Origin of the sequence: Cucumibacter marinus DSM 18995, from assembly GCF_000429865.1 — a bacterium.
GTDB lineage: Bacteria > Pseudomonadota > Alphaproteobacteria > Rhizobiales > Devosiaceae > Cucumibacter > Cucumibacter marinus.
In genome coordinates this window covers 13,743-35,352 of record NZ_AUCR01000015.1, presented here as the reverse complement: position 1 = coordinate 35,352, position 21,610 = coordinate 13,743, and the positions used below count along the sequence as shown (strand labels likewise).

The 21,610-nt window shown below is 61.9% G+C and carries 18 protein-coding genes; 12 read left to right on the top strand and 6 right to left on the bottom strand.

From position 1 onward, the window contains the following. The first annotated feature begins 84 nt into the window (after nt 1–84). Entirely contained in the window at nt 85–1,371 is a 1,287-nt protein-coding gene (locus tag G489_RS0109845) for an MFS transporter (RefSeq protein WP_029041409.1), read from the top strand. A gap of 72 nt (nt 1,372–1,443) precedes the next feature. Next, complete coding sequence (locus tag G489_RS0109840) at nt 1,444–1,848, top strand: VOC family protein (RefSeq protein ID WP_029041408.1); 405 nt, start codon at nt 1,444–1,446, stop codon at nt 1,846–1,848. Between the two features lies 1 nt (nt 1,849). Here G489_RS0109840 and G489_RS0109835 read toward each other — a convergent pair whose 3' ends face one another. Both G489_RS0109835 and G489_RS0109830 read right to left on the bottom strand, forming a co-directional pair. Then, complete coding sequence (locus G489_RS0109835; protein ID WP_051332505.1) at nt 1,850–2,272, bottom strand: DUF2155 domain-containing protein; 423 nt, start codon at nt 2,270–2,272, stop codon at nt 1,850–1,852. Between the two features lie 15 nt (nt 2,273–2,287). Beyond that, nucleotides 2,288–2,671, bottom strand: a complete 384-nt coding sequence (locus G489_RS0109830; protein WP_029041406.1) for an NADH:ubiquinone oxidoreductase subunit NDUFA12 — start codon at nt 2,669–2,671, stop codon at nt 2,288–2,290. An 878-nt stretch (nt 2,672–3,549) separates the two neighbouring features. On the opposite strand from G489_RS0109830, the gene G489_RS0109825 reads away from it, so the two are divergent. The 7 genes from G489_RS0109825 to G489_RS0109795 all read left to right on the top strand — a co-directional run bounded on the left by G489_RS0109825 (nt 3,550) and on the right by G489_RS0109795 (nt 12,226). After that, nucleotides 3,550–7,347 (top strand): vitamin B12-dependent ribonucleotide reductase, encoded by a 3,798-nt coding sequence (locus G489_RS0109825; RefSeq protein WP_029041405.1) that lies wholly within the window; start codon nt 3,550–3,552, stop codon nt 7,345–7,347. Nucleotides 7,348–8,195: 848 nt separating this feature from the next. After that, entirely contained in the window at nt 8,196–8,549 is a 354-nt protein-coding gene (locus G489_RS0109820) for a DUF2200 domain-containing protein (RefSeq protein WP_029041404.1), read from the top strand. An 84-nt stretch (nt 8,550–8,633) separates the two neighbouring features. Further along, the gene (locus tag G489_RS21825) at nt 8,634–9,290 is read left to right on the top strand and encodes a DUF1176 domain-containing protein (RefSeq protein ID WP_051332504.1); all 657 of its coding nucleotides are present in this window, start codon (nt 8,634–8,636) and stop codon (nt 9,288–9,290) included. 83 nt (nt 9,291–9,373) lie between these two features. Beyond that, nucleotides 9,374–10,138, top strand: a complete 765-nt coding sequence (locus tag G489_RS0109810) for an ABC transporter ATP-binding protein (RefSeq protein WP_029041403.1) — start codon at nt 9,374–9,376, stop codon at nt 10,136–10,138. After that, nucleotides 10,138–11,238 (top strand): ABC transporter permease, encoded by a 1,101-nt coding sequence (locus G489_RS0109805; protein WP_029041402.1) that lies wholly within the window; start codon nt 10,138–10,140, stop codon nt 11,236–11,238. Before G489_RS0109810 ends, G489_RS0109805 begins: the two co-directional genes overlap by 1 nt. A 77-nt stretch (nt 11,239–11,315) precedes the next feature. After that, on the top strand, nt 11,316–11,624 hold the full coding sequence (locus tag G489_RS0109800; RefSeq protein ID WP_029041401.1) for an autorepressor SdpR family transcription factor: 309 nt from the start codon (nt 11,316–11,318) through the stop codon (nt 11,622–11,624). Next, nucleotides 11,621–12,226, top strand: coding sequence for a hypothetical protein (locus tag G489_RS0109795; protein ID WP_029041400.1), 606 nt, complete (start codon nt 11,621–11,623; stop codon nt 12,224–12,226). The genes G489_RS0109800 and G489_RS0109795 overlap by 4 nt, the downstream gene beginning before the upstream one ends. Here G489_RS0109795 and G489_RS0109790 read toward each other — a convergent pair. Further along, the gene (locus G489_RS0109790; RefSeq protein ID WP_029041399.1) at nt 12,223–12,768 is read right to left on the bottom strand and encodes a hypothetical protein; all 546 of its coding nucleotides are present in this window, start codon (nt 12,766–12,768) and stop codon (nt 12,223–12,225) included. The genes G489_RS0109795 and G489_RS0109790 overlap by 4 nt on opposite strands. A 123-nt stretch (nt 12,769–12,891) precedes the next feature. After that, nucleotides 12,892–15,066 carry an esterase-like activity of phytase family protein gene (locus G489_RS0109785; RefSeq protein WP_029041398.1) on the bottom strand — a complete coding sequence of 725 codons (2,175 nt, stop codon included), beginning with the start codon at nt 15,064–15,066 and terminating at the stop codon, nt 12,892–12,894. Between the two features lie 286 nt (nt 15,067–15,352). On the opposite strand from G489_RS0109785, the gene G489_RS0109780 reads away from it, so the two are divergent. Both G489_RS0109780 and G489_RS0109775 read left to right on the top strand, forming a co-directional pair. Further along, nucleotides 15,353–17,863 carry an ATP-dependent helicase gene (locus G489_RS0109780; RefSeq protein WP_081691503.1) on the top strand — a complete coding sequence of 837 codons (2,511 nt, stop codon included), beginning with the start codon at nt 15,353–15,355 and terminating at the stop codon, nt 17,861–17,863. 63 nt (nt 17,864–17,926) lie between these two features. Further along, nucleotides 17,927–18,367 carry a hypothetical protein gene (locus tag G489_RS0109775; RefSeq protein WP_029041396.1) on the top strand — a complete coding sequence of 147 codons (441 nt, stop codon included), beginning with the start codon at nt 17,927–17,929 and terminating at the stop codon, nt 18,365–18,367. Nucleotides 18,368–20,051: 1,684 nt separating this feature from the next. On the opposite strand, the gene G489_RS0109765 is transcribed toward G489_RS0109775, so the two are convergent. Continuing rightward, the gene (locus G489_RS0109765) at nt 20,052–20,336 is read right to left on the bottom strand and encodes a putative quinol monooxygenase (protein WP_029041394.1); all 285 of its coding nucleotides are present in this window, start codon (nt 20,334–20,336) and stop codon (nt 20,052–20,054) included. Nucleotides 20,337–20,494: 158 nt separating this feature from the next. On the opposite strand from G489_RS0109765, the gene G489_RS0109760 reads away from it, so the two are divergent. After that, a complete protein-coding gene (locus G489_RS0109760) occupies nt 20,495–21,358 on the top strand; it encodes a 50S ribosomal protein L11 methyltransferase (protein ID WP_029041393.1) in 864 nt (287 codons plus the stop codon). Between the two features lie 65 nt (nt 21,359–21,423). Here the strand turns inward: G489_RS0109760 and G489_RS22840 are convergent, their stop codons facing one another. Beyond that, nucleotides 21,424–21,546: a hypothetical protein gene (locus tag G489_RS22840; protein ID WP_281173309.1), complete on the bottom strand. Its 123-nt coding sequence runs from the start codon at nt 21,544–21,546 to the stop codon at nt 21,424–21,426. Between the last annotated feature and the right edge of the window lie 64 nt (nt 21,547–21,610).

Below are 21,610 nucleotides of genomic sequence, written 5' to 3'. Positions count from 1 at the left end.
AGATTTCTCACTCACCGTTCTGAAACCTTGACCATCTTGCTGGGAATATTTAATCACATATCGTTCTGAAAAAAGAGACCCCTCATGTCCTCCGCACCCGGATCGCCATCGCTGAAGACCTTCCTCTTCGCCTATTTCGGCTATGTCTTCATGTTCGACGCGATGCTCGCCTACGCGATCTACACAGCGCTGTTCCAGTTCCGGGGAATCTCCGTTGCCGAGATCGGACTGCTGATCGCCTTTTGGTCCGCTACCGCCATCATCCTCGAACTTCCCTCGGGCGCCTTATCGGACCGCTTCGACCGCCGCTGGCTGATGGTCGCCGCGCCTCTCATCAAGATTTTCACTTTCATTGTGTGGGGATTGGCAGGCTCCAACATCTGGCTCTACGGCCTTGGCTTCCTGATCTGGTCTGCCGCCGAATCCCTCATGTCCGGCACCAAGCAGGCCCTCCTCTATGAGCATCTCGATGCTGCGGGCCGCGCTCAGGACTATGAGAAAATGCTCGGTCGGGACAACGCGGCGCAGATGGTCGGCATCGGCATAGGCTCGGTGATCGGCGGTTTCGTCGCCACCTATTCGATGGATGCCACCCTGTGGCTGTCGATCCCGCCGCTGATAATTGGCGCCGTGTTGGGCCTGTTTCTTATCGACCTCCGCCGGTCGCCAGGTCAATCAGAGCACAGCGCGGACGCCGAACCCGAAGGCAGCTATCTCGACCATATGCGCAACGCGTTGGCCGATTTCCGGGCCAATCGCGCCCTGCCTTTTCTCACCGTCTATATCGCTGGCGGCCTCATTGTCTTTGAAGTGCTCGACGAGTTCGACCAGCTCTATTATCTCGCTGTCGACCTGCCGATCTGGATGTTCGGCATCGTGATTGCCGTCGAGGTGGCCGCCTTTACCGGCATCAGCATTATCGCCCACAGGCTCAAGCATTTCACCGCCATGGGCTGGCTGCTGCCACTCCTGGCCGGCGTTTTGCTGCTCCTGGCCGCCATCGGGGCGGGCCCTGTGTTCGTGATCTTCCTGTTGCTCGCCCACACGGTTCGCGCGCCGGCGATGATCCTGTCCGAAGCGCGCTTCCAGCACGAGATGGATGGCGCCAGCCGGGCCACGACAACCTCGGCCCTTGTCGTCGCGCAGAATGTCGCTGGCATCGCCGTCACCCTGACCATCGGGTTTCTGGCCGACGCCATCGGTATTCTGCCCGCCTATGGCTGGGCCGGCATCTGGATGCTGCCCGTTGCGCTTTGGGCCTTCTGGGGTCAACGCAAAGGCTTGAGTGTGATGGGCGGCGGCCCGGAAACGAAGCAAACCGTCGACCCCCTGCCCGCCAAGGGCAAACCCATCCGGCATCCCGACATCTAGTCGACGGCGCACATCGCCCCTTGCTTGGAGCCCGCAAATCCGCACATTGCGGGCCTCACTTTCGGAGAGGTCATGTTCAGTCACGTCACGGTCGGCACTCAGGATTTGGCACGCGCCGTCGCATTCTATGATGCCCTGTTCGGCCCACTCGGGTTGGTCCAGCGTCCCGTCGAACCCGATGGCGGCCCGGCGGCAGCCTGCTGGATCGCGCCCGGTCTTCCCCTTCCCCGATTCTATGTCTACGAGCCCTTCAACCGGCAGCCTGCAAGCCCCGGCAACGGGGTCATGGTTGCCTTTGAGGCCCCGTCACGGGCCGCCGTCGATGCCGCCTATGCTGCAGCAATGGCCCATGGAGGAACCGATGATGGTCCGCCAGGCCTCCGCCCGCATTATGGAGAGGGATACTACGGCGCCTATCTGCGCGACCCCGACGGCAACAAGATCCATGTCGTCCATCGCGGCGATGTCCGGGGGTGAATTAGCCGCGCTCGTCCGGCGGCGGCACGTCTGACGATGCCTTGCAGTCGACAAGCCACACATCATAGACCGCGTGGTCGATGGCGTGCAGCGCCGGGCTGTCAGCAAACATCCAGCCCGTGAAGATGCGCCGGACCGTCCCCTTGAGCGTCACCTGGTCAACTTCAACGAAGGACGACGTGCGCTGGCTCTCATCAGGCGGACGCGAATAGCACACCCGCGGGGTGAGCTGCAGCGCGCCGAACTGCACCGTCTCCCCGACATAGACATCGAAGGTGATGATGCGGCCGGTGATCTTGTCGAGCCCGGTAAACACCGCCACCGGATTCGAGATCGTCTCGGCCAAAGCGGGTGCGATACCGGCAATCGCGACAGTGGCCGCAATGACGGCGCAAGCGATCAGCCGGCGCGTGGAGCGAATCATGGGGTGAACCGAATCCTATTCGGGCGACCAGGCGTCATAGTCCCCGGTCACGCGGGGCCGCTCGCCGTCGCGCAGCAGGCTGCCCTTGGGGCGATAGGCGGCGGCGGTGCCGGTCATGTTGGGCACATGCGCGGCCTGCCACTCATGCGGGGTGTACTCTTCCTCGGTCGGCGGCGTGTCGACCCGGTGATGGATCCAGCCATGCCAGCCCGGCGGGATGCGCGAGGCATCGGCAGCGCCGTTATAGATTACCCAGCGCCGGTCGGTGCCCTTCTCCCGGTAGTATTTGTTGCCCTGCTCGTCCTCGCCCACATAAGTGCCGCGCACCGCGGTCCAGATGCGGGTGCCAAGGGTTTGCTTGTGCCACCAGATGAAGATTTCGGCGAGGAGCTGCTTCATGCTTGATCCTGGAAGTTGCCTGATCCCGGTCTAATGCCGTGTCCCGGAGATTGCGTTCTCGGACGCACCTTCCGGCGCGCCGCGTGCCCTGCCTTTAGCACCTTCATGTGGCGAAGCCTAGTCGCAAACCCCAGTTTTCCGGACCATGAGAACAGGGCGATGACAAGCGGGTCTTTGGGCTTGCCCCCGTCATCAACAGGGCTGTGAAAAAAGGGTTAAGCCGGGGCGCAAAATTATGCGCTTGACTCTTTTTCCATCTGGTCAATTCAGGTCGCGCCTCATTTGGATGACGCCTCGCAAATGGTGTCGCCCACCCCCCTTCCAATCCCCTGCCGAAGACCAAACATGGCTGTATTTCCGTATGCATAGCGTCAGGAGTTGGGGCGTTGTCTTGGGGGAATCACAAGCCCGTCAGACCCCCTACGGATAGTCCCTCGCGCCGAATCACAAGCCTTGCGAAAGACGCTGCGAAAGCGCAGAATATATACCATATCTTGAAAATTGAGCCCCACCCTCCACTAGGTATAGTCGTTGAGGTCAATTCCTGTGGTTGACGGTAAATCTGAATCGCCCCTAGATATGGCCTGTTGCGCGTCGGACAAAACGGTCTGGCAGTTGCGGCCATTAAGGGGCTCTCAGGAGCACAGGCCCGAACGGCGACGCGACACATTCAAGAACGGTCAAACCGGAACCTTCAAAACCGGAAAACCGTTCGCGGGGGTAAAGAGTCCAAAAGCCGGTCCCGGCTGGCGGACATCGTCGAAACCACATCGTGTTTCGCGCTTTACACATGGCTCAAACAGAGTGCCGGGAAGCCGATAATCGGTTCTCCGGACACCGATAGCGTGTCTAAATTTGATGGGGGTCACAGAGGCATAATGCGCATCGAGCGTCTCTATACAAAACCGAACCAGTCGGCTTACGCGGATATCGAATTCCGCACCGCCACGAGCGAGATCAAGAACCCGAACGGTTCGGTTGTCTTCCGGCTTGAGGAAATTGCCGTGCCCGCCACCTGGTCACAGGTCGCGGCCGACATCCTTGCGCAGAAGTATTTCCGCAAGGCCGGCGTCGCCAAGGCGCTCAAGAAGGTCGAGGAGAATTCTGTTCCCTCATGGCTGTGGCGCTCCGTGCCGGATGAGAAGGCGCTGGCCAAGCTGCCCGAAGAAGAACGCTACGGATCTGAAACCGACAGCCGCCAGGTCTTTGACCGCCTCGCCGGCACCTGGACCTATTGGGGCTGGAAGGGCGGCTACTTCAACGACGAGGAAGACGCCCGCGCTTTCTATGACGAGCTTCGTTTCATGCTCGCCACCCAGAAGGTTGCCCCCAACTCACCGCAATGGTTCAACACCGGGCTCAACTGGGCCTATGGCATCGATGGTCCCGGCCAGGGCCATTTCTATGTCGACCCCTTCACCCAGAAGCTGGTGAAATCGAAATCCGCCTATGAGCACCCGCAGCCCCATGCCTGCTTCATCCAATCGGTCGAAGACGACCTGGTGAACGAAAACGGCATCATGGACCTCTGGGTCCGCGAGGCGCGCCTGTTCAAATACGGCTCGGGCACCGGCTCGAACTTCTCCGCCCTGCGCGGCGAAGGCGAAAGCCTGTCGGGCGGCGGCAAGTCCTCCGGCCTCATGTCCTTCCTCAAGATCGGCGACCGTGCCGCGGGCGCCATCAAGTCGGGAGGCACCACCCGCCGCGCCGCCAAGATGGTCGTGGTCGATATCGATCACCCCGATATCGAGCAATACATCAACTGGAAGGTCCGCGAAGAGCAGAAGGTCGCCGCACTTGTCACGGGGTCCAAGACCGTCTCCAAGCACCTCAAGGCCATCATGAAGGCCTGTGTGAACTGCACCGGCCCGGGCGAAGACTGCTTCGACGTCGCCAAGAACCCCGCCCTCAAGCGCGAGGTCAAGGCCGCCAAAAAGGCGCTGGTGCCGGAAAACTATGTGCAGCGCGTCATCCAGTTCGCGCGCCAGGGCTATACCGAGCTCGACTTCCCCGTCTTCGATACCGACTGGGATTCCGAGGCCTATCTGACCGTGTCCGGCCAGAACTCGAACAATTCGGTCCGCGTCACCGACGATTTCCTCCACGCCGTCGAGAATGACGGTGACTGGAACCTGATCGGCCGCATCAAGGGCGACACGGTCAAGACCGTGCGGGCCCGCGAGCTGTGGGACCAGGTCGGCTATGCCGCATGGGCCAGCGCCGACCCCGGCATCCAGTATCACACCACCATCAATGACTGGCACACCTGCCCGGCCTCCGGTGAGATCCGCGCCTCCAATCCGTGCTCGGAATATATGTTCCTTGATGACACGGCCTGTAACCTGGCCTCGCTGAACCTTCTCCAGTTCCGCGGCCAGGATGGCGAATTCCTCATCGAGAATTACGAACACACCGTCCGGCTCTGGACCCTGGTTCTCGAAATCTCCGTGATGATGGCGCAGTTCCCCTCAAAGGCCATCGCCGAGCGCTCCTTCCGCTACCGGACCCTGGGTCTTGGCTACGCCAATATCGGCGGCCTCCTGATGACCGGCGGCATCGGCTACGACAGCGATGAAGGCCGTGCCATCGGCGGCGCGCTGACCGCGATCCTCACCGGTGTGTCCTATGCGACCTCCGCCGAGATCGCCGGCGAGCTTGGCCCCTTCCCCGGCTACAAGCCGAACGCCAAGCACATGCTGCGCGTCATCCGCAATCACCGCCGCGCCGCCCATGGCGAAACCGGCGGCTATGAAGCTCTGTCGATCGATCCGGTGCCGCTCGATCACGCCAACTGCCCCGACGCCCGCATGATCGATCATGCAAAGGCCGCCTGGGACAAGGCGCTCGAACTCGGCGAAAAGCATGGCTACCGCAATGCCCAGGTCTCGGTGATCGCCCCGACCGGCACCATCGGCCTGGTGATGGACTGCGACACCACCGGCATCGAGCCCGACTTCGCGCTGGTGAAGTTCAAGAAGCTCGCCGGCGGCGGCTACTTCAAGATCATCAACCGCGCCGTGCCCGAGGCGCTTCGCACCCTTGGCTATTCCGAGGACCAGATCGGCGAGATCGAGGCCTATGCCGTCGGTCACGGCAATCTCAACCAGGCCCCGGCGATCAATCCCACTTCATTGAAGGCCAAGGGCTTCACGGACGAAAAGATCGAGGCCGTCAACGCCTCGCTCGGCTCGGCCTTCGACATCAAGTTCGCCTTCAACAAATGGTCGCTTGGCGAGGATTTCTGCCGCGAAACCCTGGGGCTCAACGACGAGCAGCTCGAAGACATGAACTTCGACATGCTGGCCGCCCTCGGCTTCTCGAAAAAGGATATCGACGCCGCCAACATCCATGTTTGCGGGGCGATGACCCTCGAACAGGCGCCGCACCTCAAGGAAGAGCACTACCACGTGTTCGACTGCGCCAATCCGTGCGGCCGCATCGGCAAGCGCTATCTGTCGGTCGAAAGCCACATCCGCATGATGGCGGCGGCCCAGCCCTTCATCTCCGGTGCGATTTCCAAGACCATCAACATGCCGAATTCGGCCACGGTCGAGGAAGCCAAACAGGCTTACATGCTGTCCTGGCAGCTGGCCCTCAAGGCCAACGCGCTTTATCGCGACGGCTCCAAGCTCTCCCAGCCGCTCAATTCTTCGCTGATCGCCGATGAGGACGATGACGAGGATGATGCGGTCGAGGACCTGATCGCCGCCGCCCCCGCCGAACGCTCGGCCCAGGTCGCCGAAAAGATCGTCGAGCGGGTCGTCGAGCGCCTTCGCGAACGCGAAAAGATGCCCGACCGCCGCAAGGGCTACACCCAGAAGGCGGTTGTCGGCGGCCACAAGGTCTATGTCCGCACCGGCGAATATGACGATGGCCGCCTCGGCGAGATCTTCATCGACATGCACAAGGAAGGCGCCGCCTTCCGCGCAATGATGAACAACTTCGCCATCGCCATATCGCTCGGCCTGCAATATGGCGTGCCGCTCGAGGAATATGTCGAGGCCTTCACCTTCACCCGCTTCGAGCCGGCCGGCTTCGTGCAGGGCAATGAGGCGATCCGGTCCGCGACCTCGATCCTCGACTATATCTTCCGCGAACTGGCGATCTCCTATCTCGACCGCCACGACCTCGCCCATGTCACCCCGGACCAGTCCTCGACCGGCATTTCGGGCGGCGTGCAGGAAGAAAAGTCCGCCGGCGGCGCCAAGGGGAACAACCCCTCGCCCGTTCCCGCCGAACGCTTTGTCTCCAAGGGCCTGACCCGCGGCCGCGTCAAGGACAAGACGCTGATGCTGGTCTCGACCGGCGACATCAAGCCCGGCAGCCCGGTGCGCTCGGCGCTCGATTCAGCGGTCACCGCCATGAAGACCGGTGGCAGTTCGCAAACCGCGCTCAAACCCTCGGAACAGGCCCTGCGCCAGCCCGAGGCGGAAGAGGCCCCGGCCCCTCCTCAGGCCCGCACTCATGATCACAGTCACGACCAAGACCATGACCATGACCATGACCACGATCATCACGGCGAGCCCCCGGTGCTCGACACCAACACCCAGCGCGCCCAGGCGCGGATGAAGGGCTATGAAGGCGAAAGCTGCCCCGAATGCGCCAACTTCACGCTGGTGCGCAACGGCACCTGCCTCAAATGCGACACCTGCGGCAGCACCACGGGGTGTAGCTAAACCATCAGGTTCAAACGACAGAGCCCGGCCAAAAGGCCGGGCTCAAGTGCATTAGGGAACAAGGCACTTCACCTCTCCTCCATCTGGGGCGGACGAGAGTGGCCCCCGGTTTTCAACCGGGGTGACGTCCGTTGTTTGGCCAGTCCGCCGCCTCACCTTCTCCGTCATTCCCGCCGAATTCTGCCTCGCGCCGGCGGGCTGACGAGAATCCATGTGAATCAGTGGGTTAGAACTGGTGCCGATGGCATCGACGGTGCGTGATGGACTTGACCACCAGTGTTTTTGTGCCGGCCCAGTTGGATTCCCGCCTCCGCGGGAATGACAGTTATTGTTTGGCCAGTTCACTGCCCACAAACCGCGCTGTCCCGGCCTCCGAGCCGGGACCTCGTTAGATAGTGACTAGGCCCCGGATCAGGTCCGGGGCGGCCCGGGAGTGGGGTGCGCTCCCCTCTCTCACCCCCCTCACCCTGAGGTGCGAGGTGAAACCGAGCCTCGAAGGGCGAGGGCGGATGGCCAGCGAATGGACAAAGCCAGTGGCCCTCCGGCCCTTCGAGCATAGCTCTACGGGCGTTCGACGGGCCATCGCTCCACTGGAGCGATCGCGTTTCCGTCTCACCCTTCGAGGGGCGCGCTGGTGGCGCTCCCGCCTCAGGATGAGGACAGAGTGAGTGGCAGCGCCGTACGAACCCACACCACCGTCATTGCCCGACTTGTTCGGGCAATCCAGTCTGGCTCACCCGGATAAACCGGGCGGTGACGAACTGGTCGGAGATGGGCAGCACCATCCCCTTGACCAATCGCCCGCAATCCCGGGAAATAGGCGCTCCACCCCCGCGTGAGGAACCGTCATGGCCAAGCACCGCGTCTATACGATGAGTTTCGCCAGCGTTTACCCGCTCTATGTCGCCAAGGCGGAGAAGAAGGGCAGAACGAAAGACGAGGTCGACGCCATCATTGCCTGGCTGACGGGCTATGAGGGCAAGGCACTCGACGCGGTGATCGAAAACGGTACCGATTTCGAAACCTTCTTTGCCGAAGCCCCGGCGATGAACCCGGCCCGCAGCCTGATCACCGGGGTGGTGTGCGGCGTGCGCGTCGAGGAGATCGAGGAAGAAACGATGCGCGAGATCCGTTATCTCGACAAGCTCATCGACGAACTGGCCAAGGGCAAGAAGATGGAGAAGATCCTCCGCGCGGCCTGAAGCGCCACCCCGTTCACAAAAGCCACAGACCGGACAAGATCAAGAGGTTAGACTGGGGAACGAGGACCATAGAGGACGCCCCCGATGAAAACTGCCCGCCTTGCCGCGCTCACGCTTGCGCTGACCGCCACTGCTGCCGCTGCCACCCTGCCCGTCCGGGCGCAGGAGGACGGTGAACCCTCCGCCGTCACCGCCGAAGACGTGACCGCGATCTTCAAGATCCAGTATGCGAGCTATTGTTCGACTCTGATGATGGGCGATGGCACGCCCCCCGAGCCCAAGACCTACCCCCTCGCCTTCCGCTATGCCTATGAGGACGAAAGCGACGATCTGCGCGAATGGACGCTCTACGAATATGAGTGCACCATCGGCGCCTATAATGTCGGCTCGGTTTTCTACACCGTCGACGAATATGACGAGATCCACGCGCTTCAGTTCGCCTTCCCCGAATTCGACGTCGTCAATGCCGACCCGGAGGATTACGAGAGCGAAGTCACCAACGTCAGGGTCACCGGTTTTTCGGCGCGCGAAGTGCTGGTCTTCCCCGAATTCGACATCGAAAGCCTCGAACTGACGCAGTATTCGCGCTGGCGTGGCCTGGGCGACGCGTCGTCATTCGGGCGCTGGCAGTTCCGCGATGGCGTCTTCGTTCTCAAGACCTATGAGGTTGACCCCACCTATGACGGCGAAGTGAACCTCAACCAGATCTATCCCGACAACGCCTATGAAACCGGTGAGTAACCGCTTGCACCGCTTGGCGGTTTCGCGATCCGTGAATTCGCAATAGCCTTGCCGTCCCGCTGCCCGCCCGGAGCCGATTCGATATGGCCATCGTCACCGTCAACGCGCTGACCAAGACCTACAAGGCTCCGGGAAAGCGGGGCGAACGCATCACGGCGGTCAACGGCATTTCCTTCGAGATCGAACAGGGCGAAATCTTCGGCATTCTCGGCCCCAATGGCGCCGGCAAGACCACCACCCTCGAGATGATCGAGGGCCTGCGCGAAATCGATGGCGGTTCGGTCCATGTCTGCGGCATTTCGGTCGCCGACAACCCCATGGGCGTCAAGGAGAAGATCGGCGTCCAGCTCCAGGAGAGCGAGTATTTCGACCGGCTGAGCCTGACCGAATTGCTGTCCCTGTTCGGCGACCTCTATTCCCGCCGCGTCTCCCCGGCCGATCTGCTGGCCCAGGTCCGGTTGACCGAAAAGGCCAAGGCCTATCCCAAGCAGCTTTCCGGCGGCCAGCGCCAGCGCTTCTCGGTTGCGCTCGCCCTCGTCAATGATCCCGAGGTCCTGTTCCTCGATGAGCCAACCACCGGGCTCGACCCGCAGGCGCGCCGCAATCTGTGGGACCTCGTGCGGCAGATCCATGATGCCGGCAAAACCGTGGTGCTCACCACCCATTATATGGAAGAAGCCGAGGAGCTTTGCGACCGCATTGCCATCATGGACAATGCCGAGATCATCGCCCTCGATACGCCGGACAATCTTATCGACAAGCATGCGCCACCGCCCGAGGCCAAGCCGCCGCGCGGCACGCTCGAGGACGTGTTCCTGGCGCTGACCGGAAGGGAGCTGAGAGACTGATGACCAGCTTTGTTTCGCTCTCCCTCTCGCAGCTCAAAATGTATGTCAGGGACCGCCAATCCCTGTTCCTCGCCTTCATCTTCCCGCTTCTGTTGATGAGCGCCTTCGGCTTTGTCACCGGCCGCGGCGCGACCGAGACGACCATCGGCGTCATCCCCGGCGCCGACCCCGCCGCCAACGCCGCCTATATCGAGGCGCTCGACGCCAGTTCCTTGATTTCGGTGCGCGAACTCGACGAGGAATCGGCCAGCACCGCACTTGAAGACGATGTCGTCGCGCTGGTTCTCTACTTGCCGGACGTCGCGCCCGACGCCGCCGACCCGGTCCACACCACCCAGCTGCGCACGATTGTCGATGCCTCGGATGCGCAGGGCACCGGCCAGGCCTATGCGCTTGTGGAAGGCGCACTCAAACAGCTCGAATACAAGGTGCGCGGCCTCGAACCCATGTTCGCGCTCGAAGTCGCAGACGTTAAGGAGCGCACCAATCTGCGGTATGTCGATTTCCTCGTGCCCGGCCTGCTGGCTTTCATGGTCATGCAGCTGGCCGTGGCCGGTTCCGGTTTCAATATCGTCGAATACAAGCGCAAGGGCATCCTCAAGCGCCTTTTCGTGACACCGCTTTCACCCTTCACCTTCATCTCATCGCTGATCGCCATGCGGCTGCTGACGATCATCGTGCAGATCGGCATCATTCTCCTGCTCGCGCGTTTCGCCTTTGGCTTCTCGGCGCAGGGCAGCCTGGCACTCATGTTCGCCTTCGTCATCGGCGGCGCCATCCTGTTCCTGTCGCTGGGTTTTGTGCTCGGCGGCATCGCCTCCACCCAGAACGCGATCATCCTGTTGGGCAACCTCTTCATCTTCCCGCAGGTGTTTCTGGCCGCCGTCTTTTTCCCGGCCTCGCTCCTGCCGGACTGGATGCAGGGTGCGGCCTCCCTTCTGCCGCTCAATTTCCTGTCCCACGCCCTGCGCTCGATCTCCAATGACGGAGCCGGCCTCGTGGAACTGTGGCCGGATATCCTCGGCATCTCCGCCTGGATTATCATCGGCATCCTGATGGCCACCCGCCTGTTCCGCTGGGGCGATACGGGCAATAGCTGATCCAAATTTACGAAAGCTCAAATCAGAACGCGCTTCCGCACTTGAAAACATTTCGATGATTAGCTAAATGTCGACTCATGAACACGGTCTTCAAAGCCCTGGCGGACCCCACCCGCCGCAAGATCCTCGAATTGCTGCGCGAGCGCCCTATGAGCGCGGGCGAGCTGGCGGACCACTTCGACGTGACCCGCCCAACCCTGTCGGCGCATTTCGCCGTGCTGCGCGAAGCCGGGCTGGTTGAATCGGCCAAAAAGGGGAAATCGGTGATCTATCACCTCAGGCTGTCTGTGCTTGAAGACGCCCTTCTGGGCTTCGCCGCCGGCTTCGGCATTGGCGAACTGTCAGCCCCGGCCCACCCGCAAGATCCCGAAGGAACAAAGCCATGACCTCCCCAACCCGCACCGCTTATCCACAAATCCCGGTGTTTCTGGCCTGCATCGCCACAGTACTGGGCATGGCGATCATCGCGGCGACCGACAAGATGGGCATTCTGGATCACGGCATGGCGCAGCGCGCCGCCGGCGCCTTGCTGGGGCTGGTCGTCATCGTTGCGGGCAACTACCTGCCCAAATTCGGCAGCACGGCGCTGGAACAAGACGAGGCGATGCGCGCTGTCGCCGCCGACCGGTTTGCCGGTCAACTTCTGGTGCTGTCGGGCTTCAGCTATTCCTTGTTGTGGTTCCTGGCCGATCCGGCAGAACCGCTCATTCGCTTTCTGGCGCTTGGCGCGGGCTTGGTCGGCATGATCGGCGCAGCCGCCGCGATCGCCGCCGGATACCGCCATAACCTCAAGACCCTGATCAACGATCTCCCGGCCTCACGCCACGCCATCCATATCGTGCTCATATCGGCGTGTTGGGGGTTCGCGATCTTTGCCACCGATCTCATCTGGGGTGATGCCGTCGCGCAGTGGATGGCAATCTCATTCCCCTTATTGTTCGGCGCCGGCGCCGGATTGCGGGCCTATGCCGGCCGGGACAGCCGCTAGTCCCCGGGGGTCACGAACTCGGGAAAGGCCTTGGACGTATGCCGGGCCCTCGCCCGCACCGAGGCCGCAGCATCACCGTGAGCCGCGGCCAAAAACGCCGCAGCTTTTTCTGCGAAGGCAGGGCCACGCCGCGCCACATGACACAGGGCGTCCACTGCCCAGGCCCGTACCAGCTTGTTGGGATTGGTTGTGTGCCGTTCGACAAACGCCGCGTATCGCTCGAACTGGGGCCCGTTCAGCGCCGGTACCAGGCCGGACGCGCTTTGCACGCCATGCAGCACCGCCTGCCAGTCCTCCAGATCGTTAAGGCAATCGACCATCGCCTCAACGATTGGTTCAGCGAGCGTCTGCTTCTTTTCCGTGAGTGCTTTGACGACCCAGGTCGCAGCAACCAGGTGGCGTTGATTCTGTGAGTGAAGAAACCGGCACAGCACCCTGACATCGTCCTCGGACAACCCGTCAGCCGTCGCGGCCTTCAACGACGCAACGTGCTTGCCATCAAACTCGAGGAGTGCGGTTTCAAGATCGGTTTCCGATGCCATATCAGATGGTTACGCAAGACATCGGAATCGTCAATCCAGCCCCATCGACCCCTCAAAAAGATTGGGCTCCGCTTCCGGATGAAGCGGAGCCCCTTTCACCGTCAAGGGAGGTGACGGATAACCTTACTTCCCGAGCGACCAGAACATGGTTTCGCCCGAGGAGTCGTCCACGCCGTCATTGTCGGTGACAACAAAGGCTTCGCCATCCGCGTCAACCGCAAAGCCTTCGATCTTGTCGAGGGCATAGCCGTTGGTCGCATAAAGGTCCGGCAGGAAGTCGTGGACCAGTTCCTTTTCGACGAGCGGCAGATCGCCACCGAGCTCACCGGCTTCGAGCCCGTCCATCGCGACGCGATAGAGACGCTTGATGGCGGCGGTCTGACCGATCTGATTGTCACGCTCGATGATGAACAACGCACCGTCAAAGGCGGTGATCTCGGACAGGCCGACCCAGCCGGTTTCCGGGGTGTCGAGCGGATAACGCACAGCGCCCCACTCACCCGATGCCGGGGTATAGGACACGAGCTTGACCTGGCCCTTTTCATCGTCGCGCCATTCGCGCTGGATTGCGATCCAAAGGGTCAGCTCGTCGCCTTCGCCAACAGCGGTCACACCTTCCATGCCGAAGCGGATTTCAGCATCCATGAGCGCGGTCGGCAGGCCGACTTCGTCTTCAATCTCGCCATCCGCGTTGACGTGGTAGAGCGCATGCGGGGTCACGCGGTCGGTGCGGCCCTCCGAAGCGAGCCAGAACCCGCCTTCCCCATCAAGCGCAATGCCTTCAAGGTCAAGCTTCTGCGCCGGCACGCCGTCACGGGTCACAACGGTCTGGGCAGTGATGCGGGCCGGCTTGGCGCTGGCATCGATCGTGTAGATCGAGGGCATCAGACCCATAAAGCTGTCATTGACCGCATAGAGTTTGCCCGGCTCGGTGGCATCGCCAACCATGCCCGACAGCGCGACCCAGCCGATCGGACGGCCATCTTCATGGCTGTCGGCGATGATATGCGGATAGGCCGCTTCGCCTTCGGCGCGCGCATAGATCATCACATGGGACCCGACGCCGCCATCGGGACGAAGATCGGTCTCGTTGGCGGACACGATCAGGTTCCGCGCCGGGATGGCAACCGCACCCTCGGGGCCGATACCGGACGGCAGGGCCTGAAGGAACTCGGGCTCGGCGCCGGTGTCCCGATAGACCAGGATCAGCGAAGCGCGCTCGAGCAACACGAAGATAAGCGTCTCATCGCCGAATTTGGCGACTTCGAGCCCTTCGGGTTCCGAACCCTTATTGCCAGAACGCTTTTCGGGATAATGGCCGAGGCGGGCAGCCAGGTGATCGATTGCATTGCCGGAATCGAACAGCACTTCGCCGGCCTTGCTGAAGATAGAGAAACCGCGCGACCCGCCTTCATAATCGCCTTCATTGGCGGTCACGAAGCGATCATTGTCGAGCCATTTGACGGCATCGGGTTCACGAGGGACACCGCTCAGCGAACCGTCAAAGGTCAGCGCGCCTTCTTCCTCGGTGTCGACCATGTCGAGATCCACCGAACCGGCGGAGAAGTGAGCCGAAACACTGCCCGCTGCCGGATCGATGATCGCGAGATGGTTGTTTTCCTGCATGGTGACGACCAACTCGCCGGCTTCGTTGAAATCAACGAATTCGGGCTCGGGATCGCTGCCCGCGACATCGGCAATGCCGGTCATGTCGACGGTCACAATCGAACCGCAATCGGCCGCATCGCCATTGATCGAAACGATCTGCACGGTACCGGCAGGCATCTGCGGGATCACGCCGTCATTGAGGTCTTCGTCGCGCTCGTTTTCGATCGCCACCGCAATCATCGCGCCGTCCTTGGAGGCGGCAACGCTGTCAGGCTGACCGGCAAGATCGCACGTCGCATCCACTGACTGCCCGGCAATATCGATGATCGCCAGCTTGCCCGAAGGATCGGTATAGCTCTCGGAGGTGTTGACCCCGACATAGGCCTTCGCGCCAATCACCGTCACCGAGGTAGGCTCGCCATCAAGCGCCAGGAACCCGGCAGGCTGGGGATCGGCTGCGTCGGTAATGTCGATGAAGCCAATGCCGCCTGCAGGGCTGTCCGAATAGATCAGCGTCATGCCGTCTTCGGTCACCGCGATGATTTCGGACGAGGTTTCTTCGGCGTCCGGGTTGTTCATCGCAACCGGGAAGCTGGCGATGCGGTTGAACATCGGCGCTGCCGACGCGCTGAGCGCGGTGCCGCAAGTAAGCGCGGCCGCCAGCCCGGCGAGTACGAATGTCGATTTCATTGGGGATCCCCCTCGAGTTCTGGACGAAATTGCCCTGACGGGAGGGGCCGTAAATCAGCGCCATAACGCTTCCAAGACACTTGCATGACGAAACCGTGACAGCGCCGATCCGCCCACAACATGCATGCGGAGAGCCGGCAGATTTCCGGGGCCTTGCCAATGGACCTGGGCGCCCCCAATCCGTATATTGCCGGGGAGAACAAAATGAGATTCGCCTGTGGCCACGACCCGGGCCAGAAGTCAAGCGGCGGCCCGCGAAGGGCGCCGGGGAGTAAAGCCCGACCCGATGACCAGCAATCCCGCCAAACCCGTGCGCCCCGGCAAAGCCGAGGGCCAGGCTCCCAGTGAGGCGAATTGGGACGACACCCCTTCGACCCATGAAGCAAGCTCGGCTGGCGGCGGGTTCGGCGAGGCTGCCGAGCCTTATGAACAGGCGCCCGTGCCGCCATCACCTGCCCCCAATCGGGATTTCGAACCGGCACCGGCCCGGCCGGCTGGCGGAACGATCACCTCCAAGTTCGGCCAGCAGCGTCCGCCCTATCTCGACGGACTGAATGCCGAGCAGGAAGATGCGGTCACCTCGACCGAGGGGCCGCTGCTCGTGCTGGCGGGTGCCGGCACAGGCAAGACCCGCGTGCTCACCACCCGCATCGCGCATATCCTGGCCACTCGCCGCGCGCGCGCCGGCGAAATCCTCGCAGTGACCTTCACCAACAAGGCCGCCCGCGAGATGAAGGTTCGTATTGGCCAGTTCGTCGGCGCCGCGGTCGAGGGCATGCCCTGGCTCGGCACCTTCCATTCGATCGGCGCCCGCATTCTGCGCCGCCATGCCGAACTGGTGGGGCTCAAGCCCGATTTCACCATCCTCGATACCGACGATCAGATCAGGCTGCTCAAACAGCTCCTGTCCGCAGAAAACATCGACGAGAAGCGCTGGCCCGCCCGCCAGCTCGCCCACATGATCGATGGCTGGAAGAACAAGGGGCTGCACCCCTCCCAGCTTTCACCGGGCGATGCCGGCATGTTCGCCGATGGCAAGGGCGTCAAGATTTATGCCGACTACCAGGCGCGGCTGAAGGTCCTCAACGCCGCCGATTTCGGCGATCTGCTGCTCGAGGGGATTCGGCTGTTCCGCGAGAACCCCTCGGTGCTGGCCGATTACCACACCCGTTTCAAATACATGCTGGTGGACGAATACCAGGACACCAACGTCGCGCAATATCTCTGGCTCCGGCTCCTGGGACAGCCGAAGGAAGGTGAGACGGCCAATGTCTGCGTGGTCGGCGACGACGATCAGTCGATCTATGGCTGGCGCGGCGCCGAGGTCGACAACATCCTGCGCTTCGAAACAGACTTCCCCGGCGCCAAGGTGATCCGGCTCGAACGCAACTACCGCTCGACCTCGAAAATCCTGCGCGCTGCCTCGCACCTCATCGCCCACAATGAGGATCGGCTGGGCAAGACCCTGCAGACCGATGTCGGTGAGGATGGCGACCCCGTTTCGGTCACCTCGGTCTGGGACAGCGAGGAAGAAGCCCGCCAGATCGGCGAGCAGATCGAGCAGTTCCAGCGCGACGGCCAGTCGCTCAATTCGATGGCGATCCTGGTGCGCGCCTCCTTCCAGATGCGCGAGTTCGAAGAGCGTTTCATCACCCTCGGGCTCAACTATCGCGTCATCGGCGGCCCGCGCTTCTATGAGCGCCGCGAAATCCGTGATGCCCTCGCCTATCTACGCGCCACCGTGCAACCGGCCGACGATCTCGCCTTCGAGCGCATCGTCAACGTACCCAAGCGTGGTCTGGGCGACGCCACTCTCAAGATCCTGCATGACTATGCTCGCGCTGCGAACATCCCGCTGATGCAGGCGGCACGGGACCTCAGCGAGACCGAAGAGCTCAAGCCCAAGCAGCGCACCACGTTTCGCAATCTGCTGGCTCAGTTCGACGACTGGGCCTATCGCGCCCGCGCCATCCCGCATCACGAACTCGCCGAGCAGATCCTCGATGAGAGCGGCTACACCGCCATGTGGCAGAACGACCGCTCGGCGGATGCGCCGGGCCGGCTCGAAAACCTCAAGGAACTCATCCACTCCATGGGCGAGTTCGAGACCATGGGCGGGTTCCTTGAGCACGTCTCGCTGGTCATGGAACGCGATGCGGGCGATGCCGAGGACGCGGTCTCGATCATGACCCTGCACGCGGCAAAGGGCCTCGAATTCGACAATGTGTTCCTCCCCGGCTGGGAGGAAGGCCTTTTTCCCCACCAGCGAGCGCTTGACGAGAGCGGCCGCGCCGGGCTCGAGGAGGAACGGCGGCTTTGCTATGTCGGCATCACCCGCGCCCGCAAGCGCGCCATGATCTCGCTGGCGCAGAACCGGCGCATTCACGGGCTCTGGCAATCCGCCATCCCTTCCCGCTTTCTCGATGAACTGCCCGAGGATGCCGTCGAAGTCACCGACACCGGTTCCTCCTATGGCGGCTACACCTATGGCGGACGCGGCGGCGGCACCTCGCGCTTCGACAATCGGGACCCGTTCGAAAGCGTCTACGAGACCCCGGGCTGGCAGCGTGCCCAGCGCCAGCAGGCCCAGCGTGGCCGCGATCCTGGCCCGATGATCGAAGGGGAACTTGTCGTCCGCTCGGTTGATTCAGGCTCCGGATTCAAGGTTGGGCAGAAGGTGCTTCACCTCAAATTCGGCATCGGCAAAGTCGCCGCCGTCGACGGCAACAAGCTGACCATCGATTTCGAGAAAGCAGGCCGCAAGAAAGTACTGGAAAGCTTCATCAAGAAAGCTTAACCCCTTCAACTTCGTGTATTGATTGCTGTATGATCAATATTGGCACGGCAGGGGACAAGTCAGATGGGCAGGATATTGAAACACCCGGTTTTCTGGGTAGTTCTTGTTGCTGGCCTTGTGATGTGGGCTGCATCCGGCCTGTTTGGCGTATTCGGTAATCTGAAGTCTGAATCCAACAACGCCCGCGAATTCGCGCAGGAAGCATTCGCCTCCTTTGTCATCTCTCCCGGGACAGAAGCGATCGAACCCTTTGCCACTCCCGAGTTTATCGAAAGACTGAGCGCCCGTGGGGACGATGCGTTCCAGGCCTATGAGTTGCTCGGCAAGAGCACAAAACCCGGCACATGCAAAACTTTGCAGCTGTCCATCGTGAATGGGTACGGACGGGCCACGGCCCGCTGCCCTGCAGGCTTCGCCAATGGTGACGCCATCCTGATGATCCACCTCCAGCGTCCGCCCGGCAAAGACTGGCAGGTGGACGGAATCGACGTGTTGATGTCCTGACATTATCCCCATTGCAGCTCGTCGCCATGTCTCGAACGCCCCGTGGGCACGAGGCAAAATTGGGCGGGAACAACGCTGCGGGAGGGATTGCTGCCCTCAAAACCAAGCCCTCACCCTGAGCCCTCATTGTGAGCTTCCTGAGCCTGTCGAAGGGCAAAACTCGAAGGGAGCGAAGCTGGAATGTGAAAGCGTCTGTGATCTGCCTTTCCCTCCCCCTTGATGGGGGTGAGAAGCGGTTGGGCAAAGCCCAAGCCAAGGCTCCGGTGGAGCCTTGGTAGTACTGGAACGGGTGGGGTGCGCGCCGCCACACTCTCCGTCATTCCCTTTTCACGGGAATGGTGCCTGCTATTTGACCACCCCCTGCCACTCACCCCACCTTCGTCATGCTCGGGCTTGACCCGAGCATCCATGATGAGATGCTTTGCGGGAAACGGTGGTGATGGACCCACTTCCGATGAGACAAGCCGAAGCGCCTTATGGACCCTCGGATCAAGTCCGAGGGTGACGAGGGAGTTGGAGGAATGCTTTGCCACATCCTCCTTCGCCCTCACCCTGAGGTGCGAGGTGAAACCGAGCCTCGAAGGGCGAGGCATGGTTGGTGTGTGCCCCCATTTCCCTCCCCCTTGTGTGGGGGGAGGGTTTGGGCGGTTCCCGCTTCACCAATGGAAATCAAGAAACAATGAGCTGGCCCCAATGTCACCTCCCCCTTGACGGGGGGTGACAAGCGGTTGGGCGAAGCCCAAACCGAGGTTCCGGTGGAACCTTGGTAGTGCTGGAACGGGTGGGGGTGGTGTTTCCGCCATTCGAGCGTAGCTCTCATGGTCTTCTCACCTGAAATCAGTCCACCGGACTGATTTTGCCCTTCGGGCCGGATCGAAGTTATCCCCGCTCTCTCACACCCGATTATCATCCACTCACCTGCCGGCACGGAGCGAGGATGCATACGAGCCTTCTGCCGGAAAGGGTCCGGGTCCGATGGAGGTCGCTCCAGCGGAGGCCAAAACTGCGCCGGAGCCGGCTGCCGTTACGGCGGCGGTGTACTCTCGAAAGAGAGCGGGGATTGACCCCAGCCCGTTGACGCAGTCCAAGCCCAAAACCCCGGATGAGAGAGGTGCTGGCCGTCTCATTGTTTTAGTTTTGCGACGAGACGCCCAGCGCCTCTCTCCCGCTCTGCTCTTTGAAACTCGGAGACATCAGTCTGCCGGGCCTGTTGAGGTGGGCAGACGAAGCCAGGAAGCAGCGAATGGAGGAAAGCGATGCCCCACATATCTTCGTCATGCTCGGGCTTGACCCGAGCATCCATGGTGAGGTGCCACGCGGGAGACGCGTGCGACTAGTCAGTACCGCCGAACTACATGCGATGCCTCATGGACCCTCGGGTCAAGCCCGAGGGTGACGACGAGGGAAGCGGTGCCCAAATCTCCACCCTCACCCTGAGCTTGTCGAAGGGCGAGAGTGGCCCGAGTGGCCCATCCTTCGACGAGCTCAGGATGAGGTTGAGATTATGTCTCGACGTTCCAACGTTCTCCCCCGTCATCACCCGGTTTATCCGGGTGATCCATGAGCGGCGGCCAACTGGACCACCCGAAACAGTCGGGTGGTGACGGAGGAGGATGGTGATGCGGTGCTCAACCCTTCGCGCTGTCCCGGCCTGCGCGTCGGCGCGAGGCGTAGAAGCGAGGTCTCAGACCCCGCGCACCACCTCGGTTTCGGTGCGATTGTCCATGCCCGCAATCAGCGGGCGGGCCTTGCCGATCATCGCCTGCACCTCGGGCAGATCAAGCGACGCCCTGTGGCTTTCTGCGCTGTCCCACACTTCTGTAATCCAGAGCGCATCGGGGTTCTGGCTGTCCCTGGCGATGATATAGCTGAGGCAACCGGGCATGGTGTCGGCCCCGGCCTCAAGGCAGGCCAGCAGTTCCTCGCGCTTGCCCGGCACCGCCAGCATGCGTCCGATCAGTCCGTACATCGCCAAAACTCCCTCACCGGCGCTCAATTGAGTGCGCAATCAAACCGTCCGCGTCCTGTCCGTCAACTGACAGCAACCGCCAACACCAAGGGTCAGGCGTAAAACCATTGACGCCAACCGCCACCCGGGCGATGGGAAGCGCCAACAAAGGATCCGTCATGCCGCTTCACACCATCGCCGCCCCCCTGCCCCAGCACCTCGCCTATGCCATGGCCGACGCGCTTGACGAGCGGGGCGATCTGGCGCTGTCGGCCTCGGCATTCGAAACCGACGACGGCAGCTGGATGTTCCAGGCGATGACCGAGGGACTGCCCGATTACAAGGCCTTCACAGAAATCGCCTTGTCGGTCCTTGGCCGTGAACTCGATTTCATCGTCGAACCGGTGCCCGATATCGATTGGGTCTCGCGCTCGCTCGAAGGGCTCAGCCCGGTTTCGGCCGGCGGCTTCTATGTCTATGGCAGCCATGAGAAAACACCGCCGCCGGCGGGATCAATCCCGATCCTGATCGATGCCGGGCAGGCCTTCGGCACCGGCCACCACGAAACCACCGCAGGGTGCCTTGAAGCACTCGGCCAGCTCATCAAGCAACGCCGCCCCCGGACGGTGCTCGATCTGGGCTGTGGTACCGGTGTGCTTGCCATCGCTGCCGCCAAGGCGCTCAAGCAGCCGGTTCTGGCGACCGATATCGACCCGATTGCCATCGAGGTGACAGATGAGAACGCAAAGCTCAATGAAGTCGCCCATTGGGTGCGGGCGGAAACCGCGCCGGGGATGCATCACCCTGTCATCGCTGGCAGCGCGCCCTACGATCTGATCCTCGCCAACATTCTGGCTGGCCCGCTGTGCGACCTTGCCCCAGCCATCGCCCGCCATGCTGCCCATGGCGCGACGATTATTCTCTCGGGCCTCCTCAATCGGCAGGCGACCAGGGTGATCAATGCTTATGCCATGCAGGGTGTGACCCTAAAGAAAAGGGTCGCCCGCGGGGAGTGGGCGACCCTGATCCTAGAGAGGAACTAGGTGTCTTTAGAGACGGGTATTTCGAGACTTGGAGGTCTTGAGCGCTTTGTCTCGATAACGATCGCTTACTTGCGTTCGTCGAGACCGGAGAAATGCGCGTAGTTGCGGGCATAACGTTCGGCTTCGCGCGAACGGGCTTCGATCATTGCGTCAAACGCGCGGCGGATGAAGGTTTTCTTCTCGATCATGATCGTGTCCTCATGTCTGCAATTACGGGCAGTTCCCGTGTGTGACAGCGAGAAGATAGGCAAA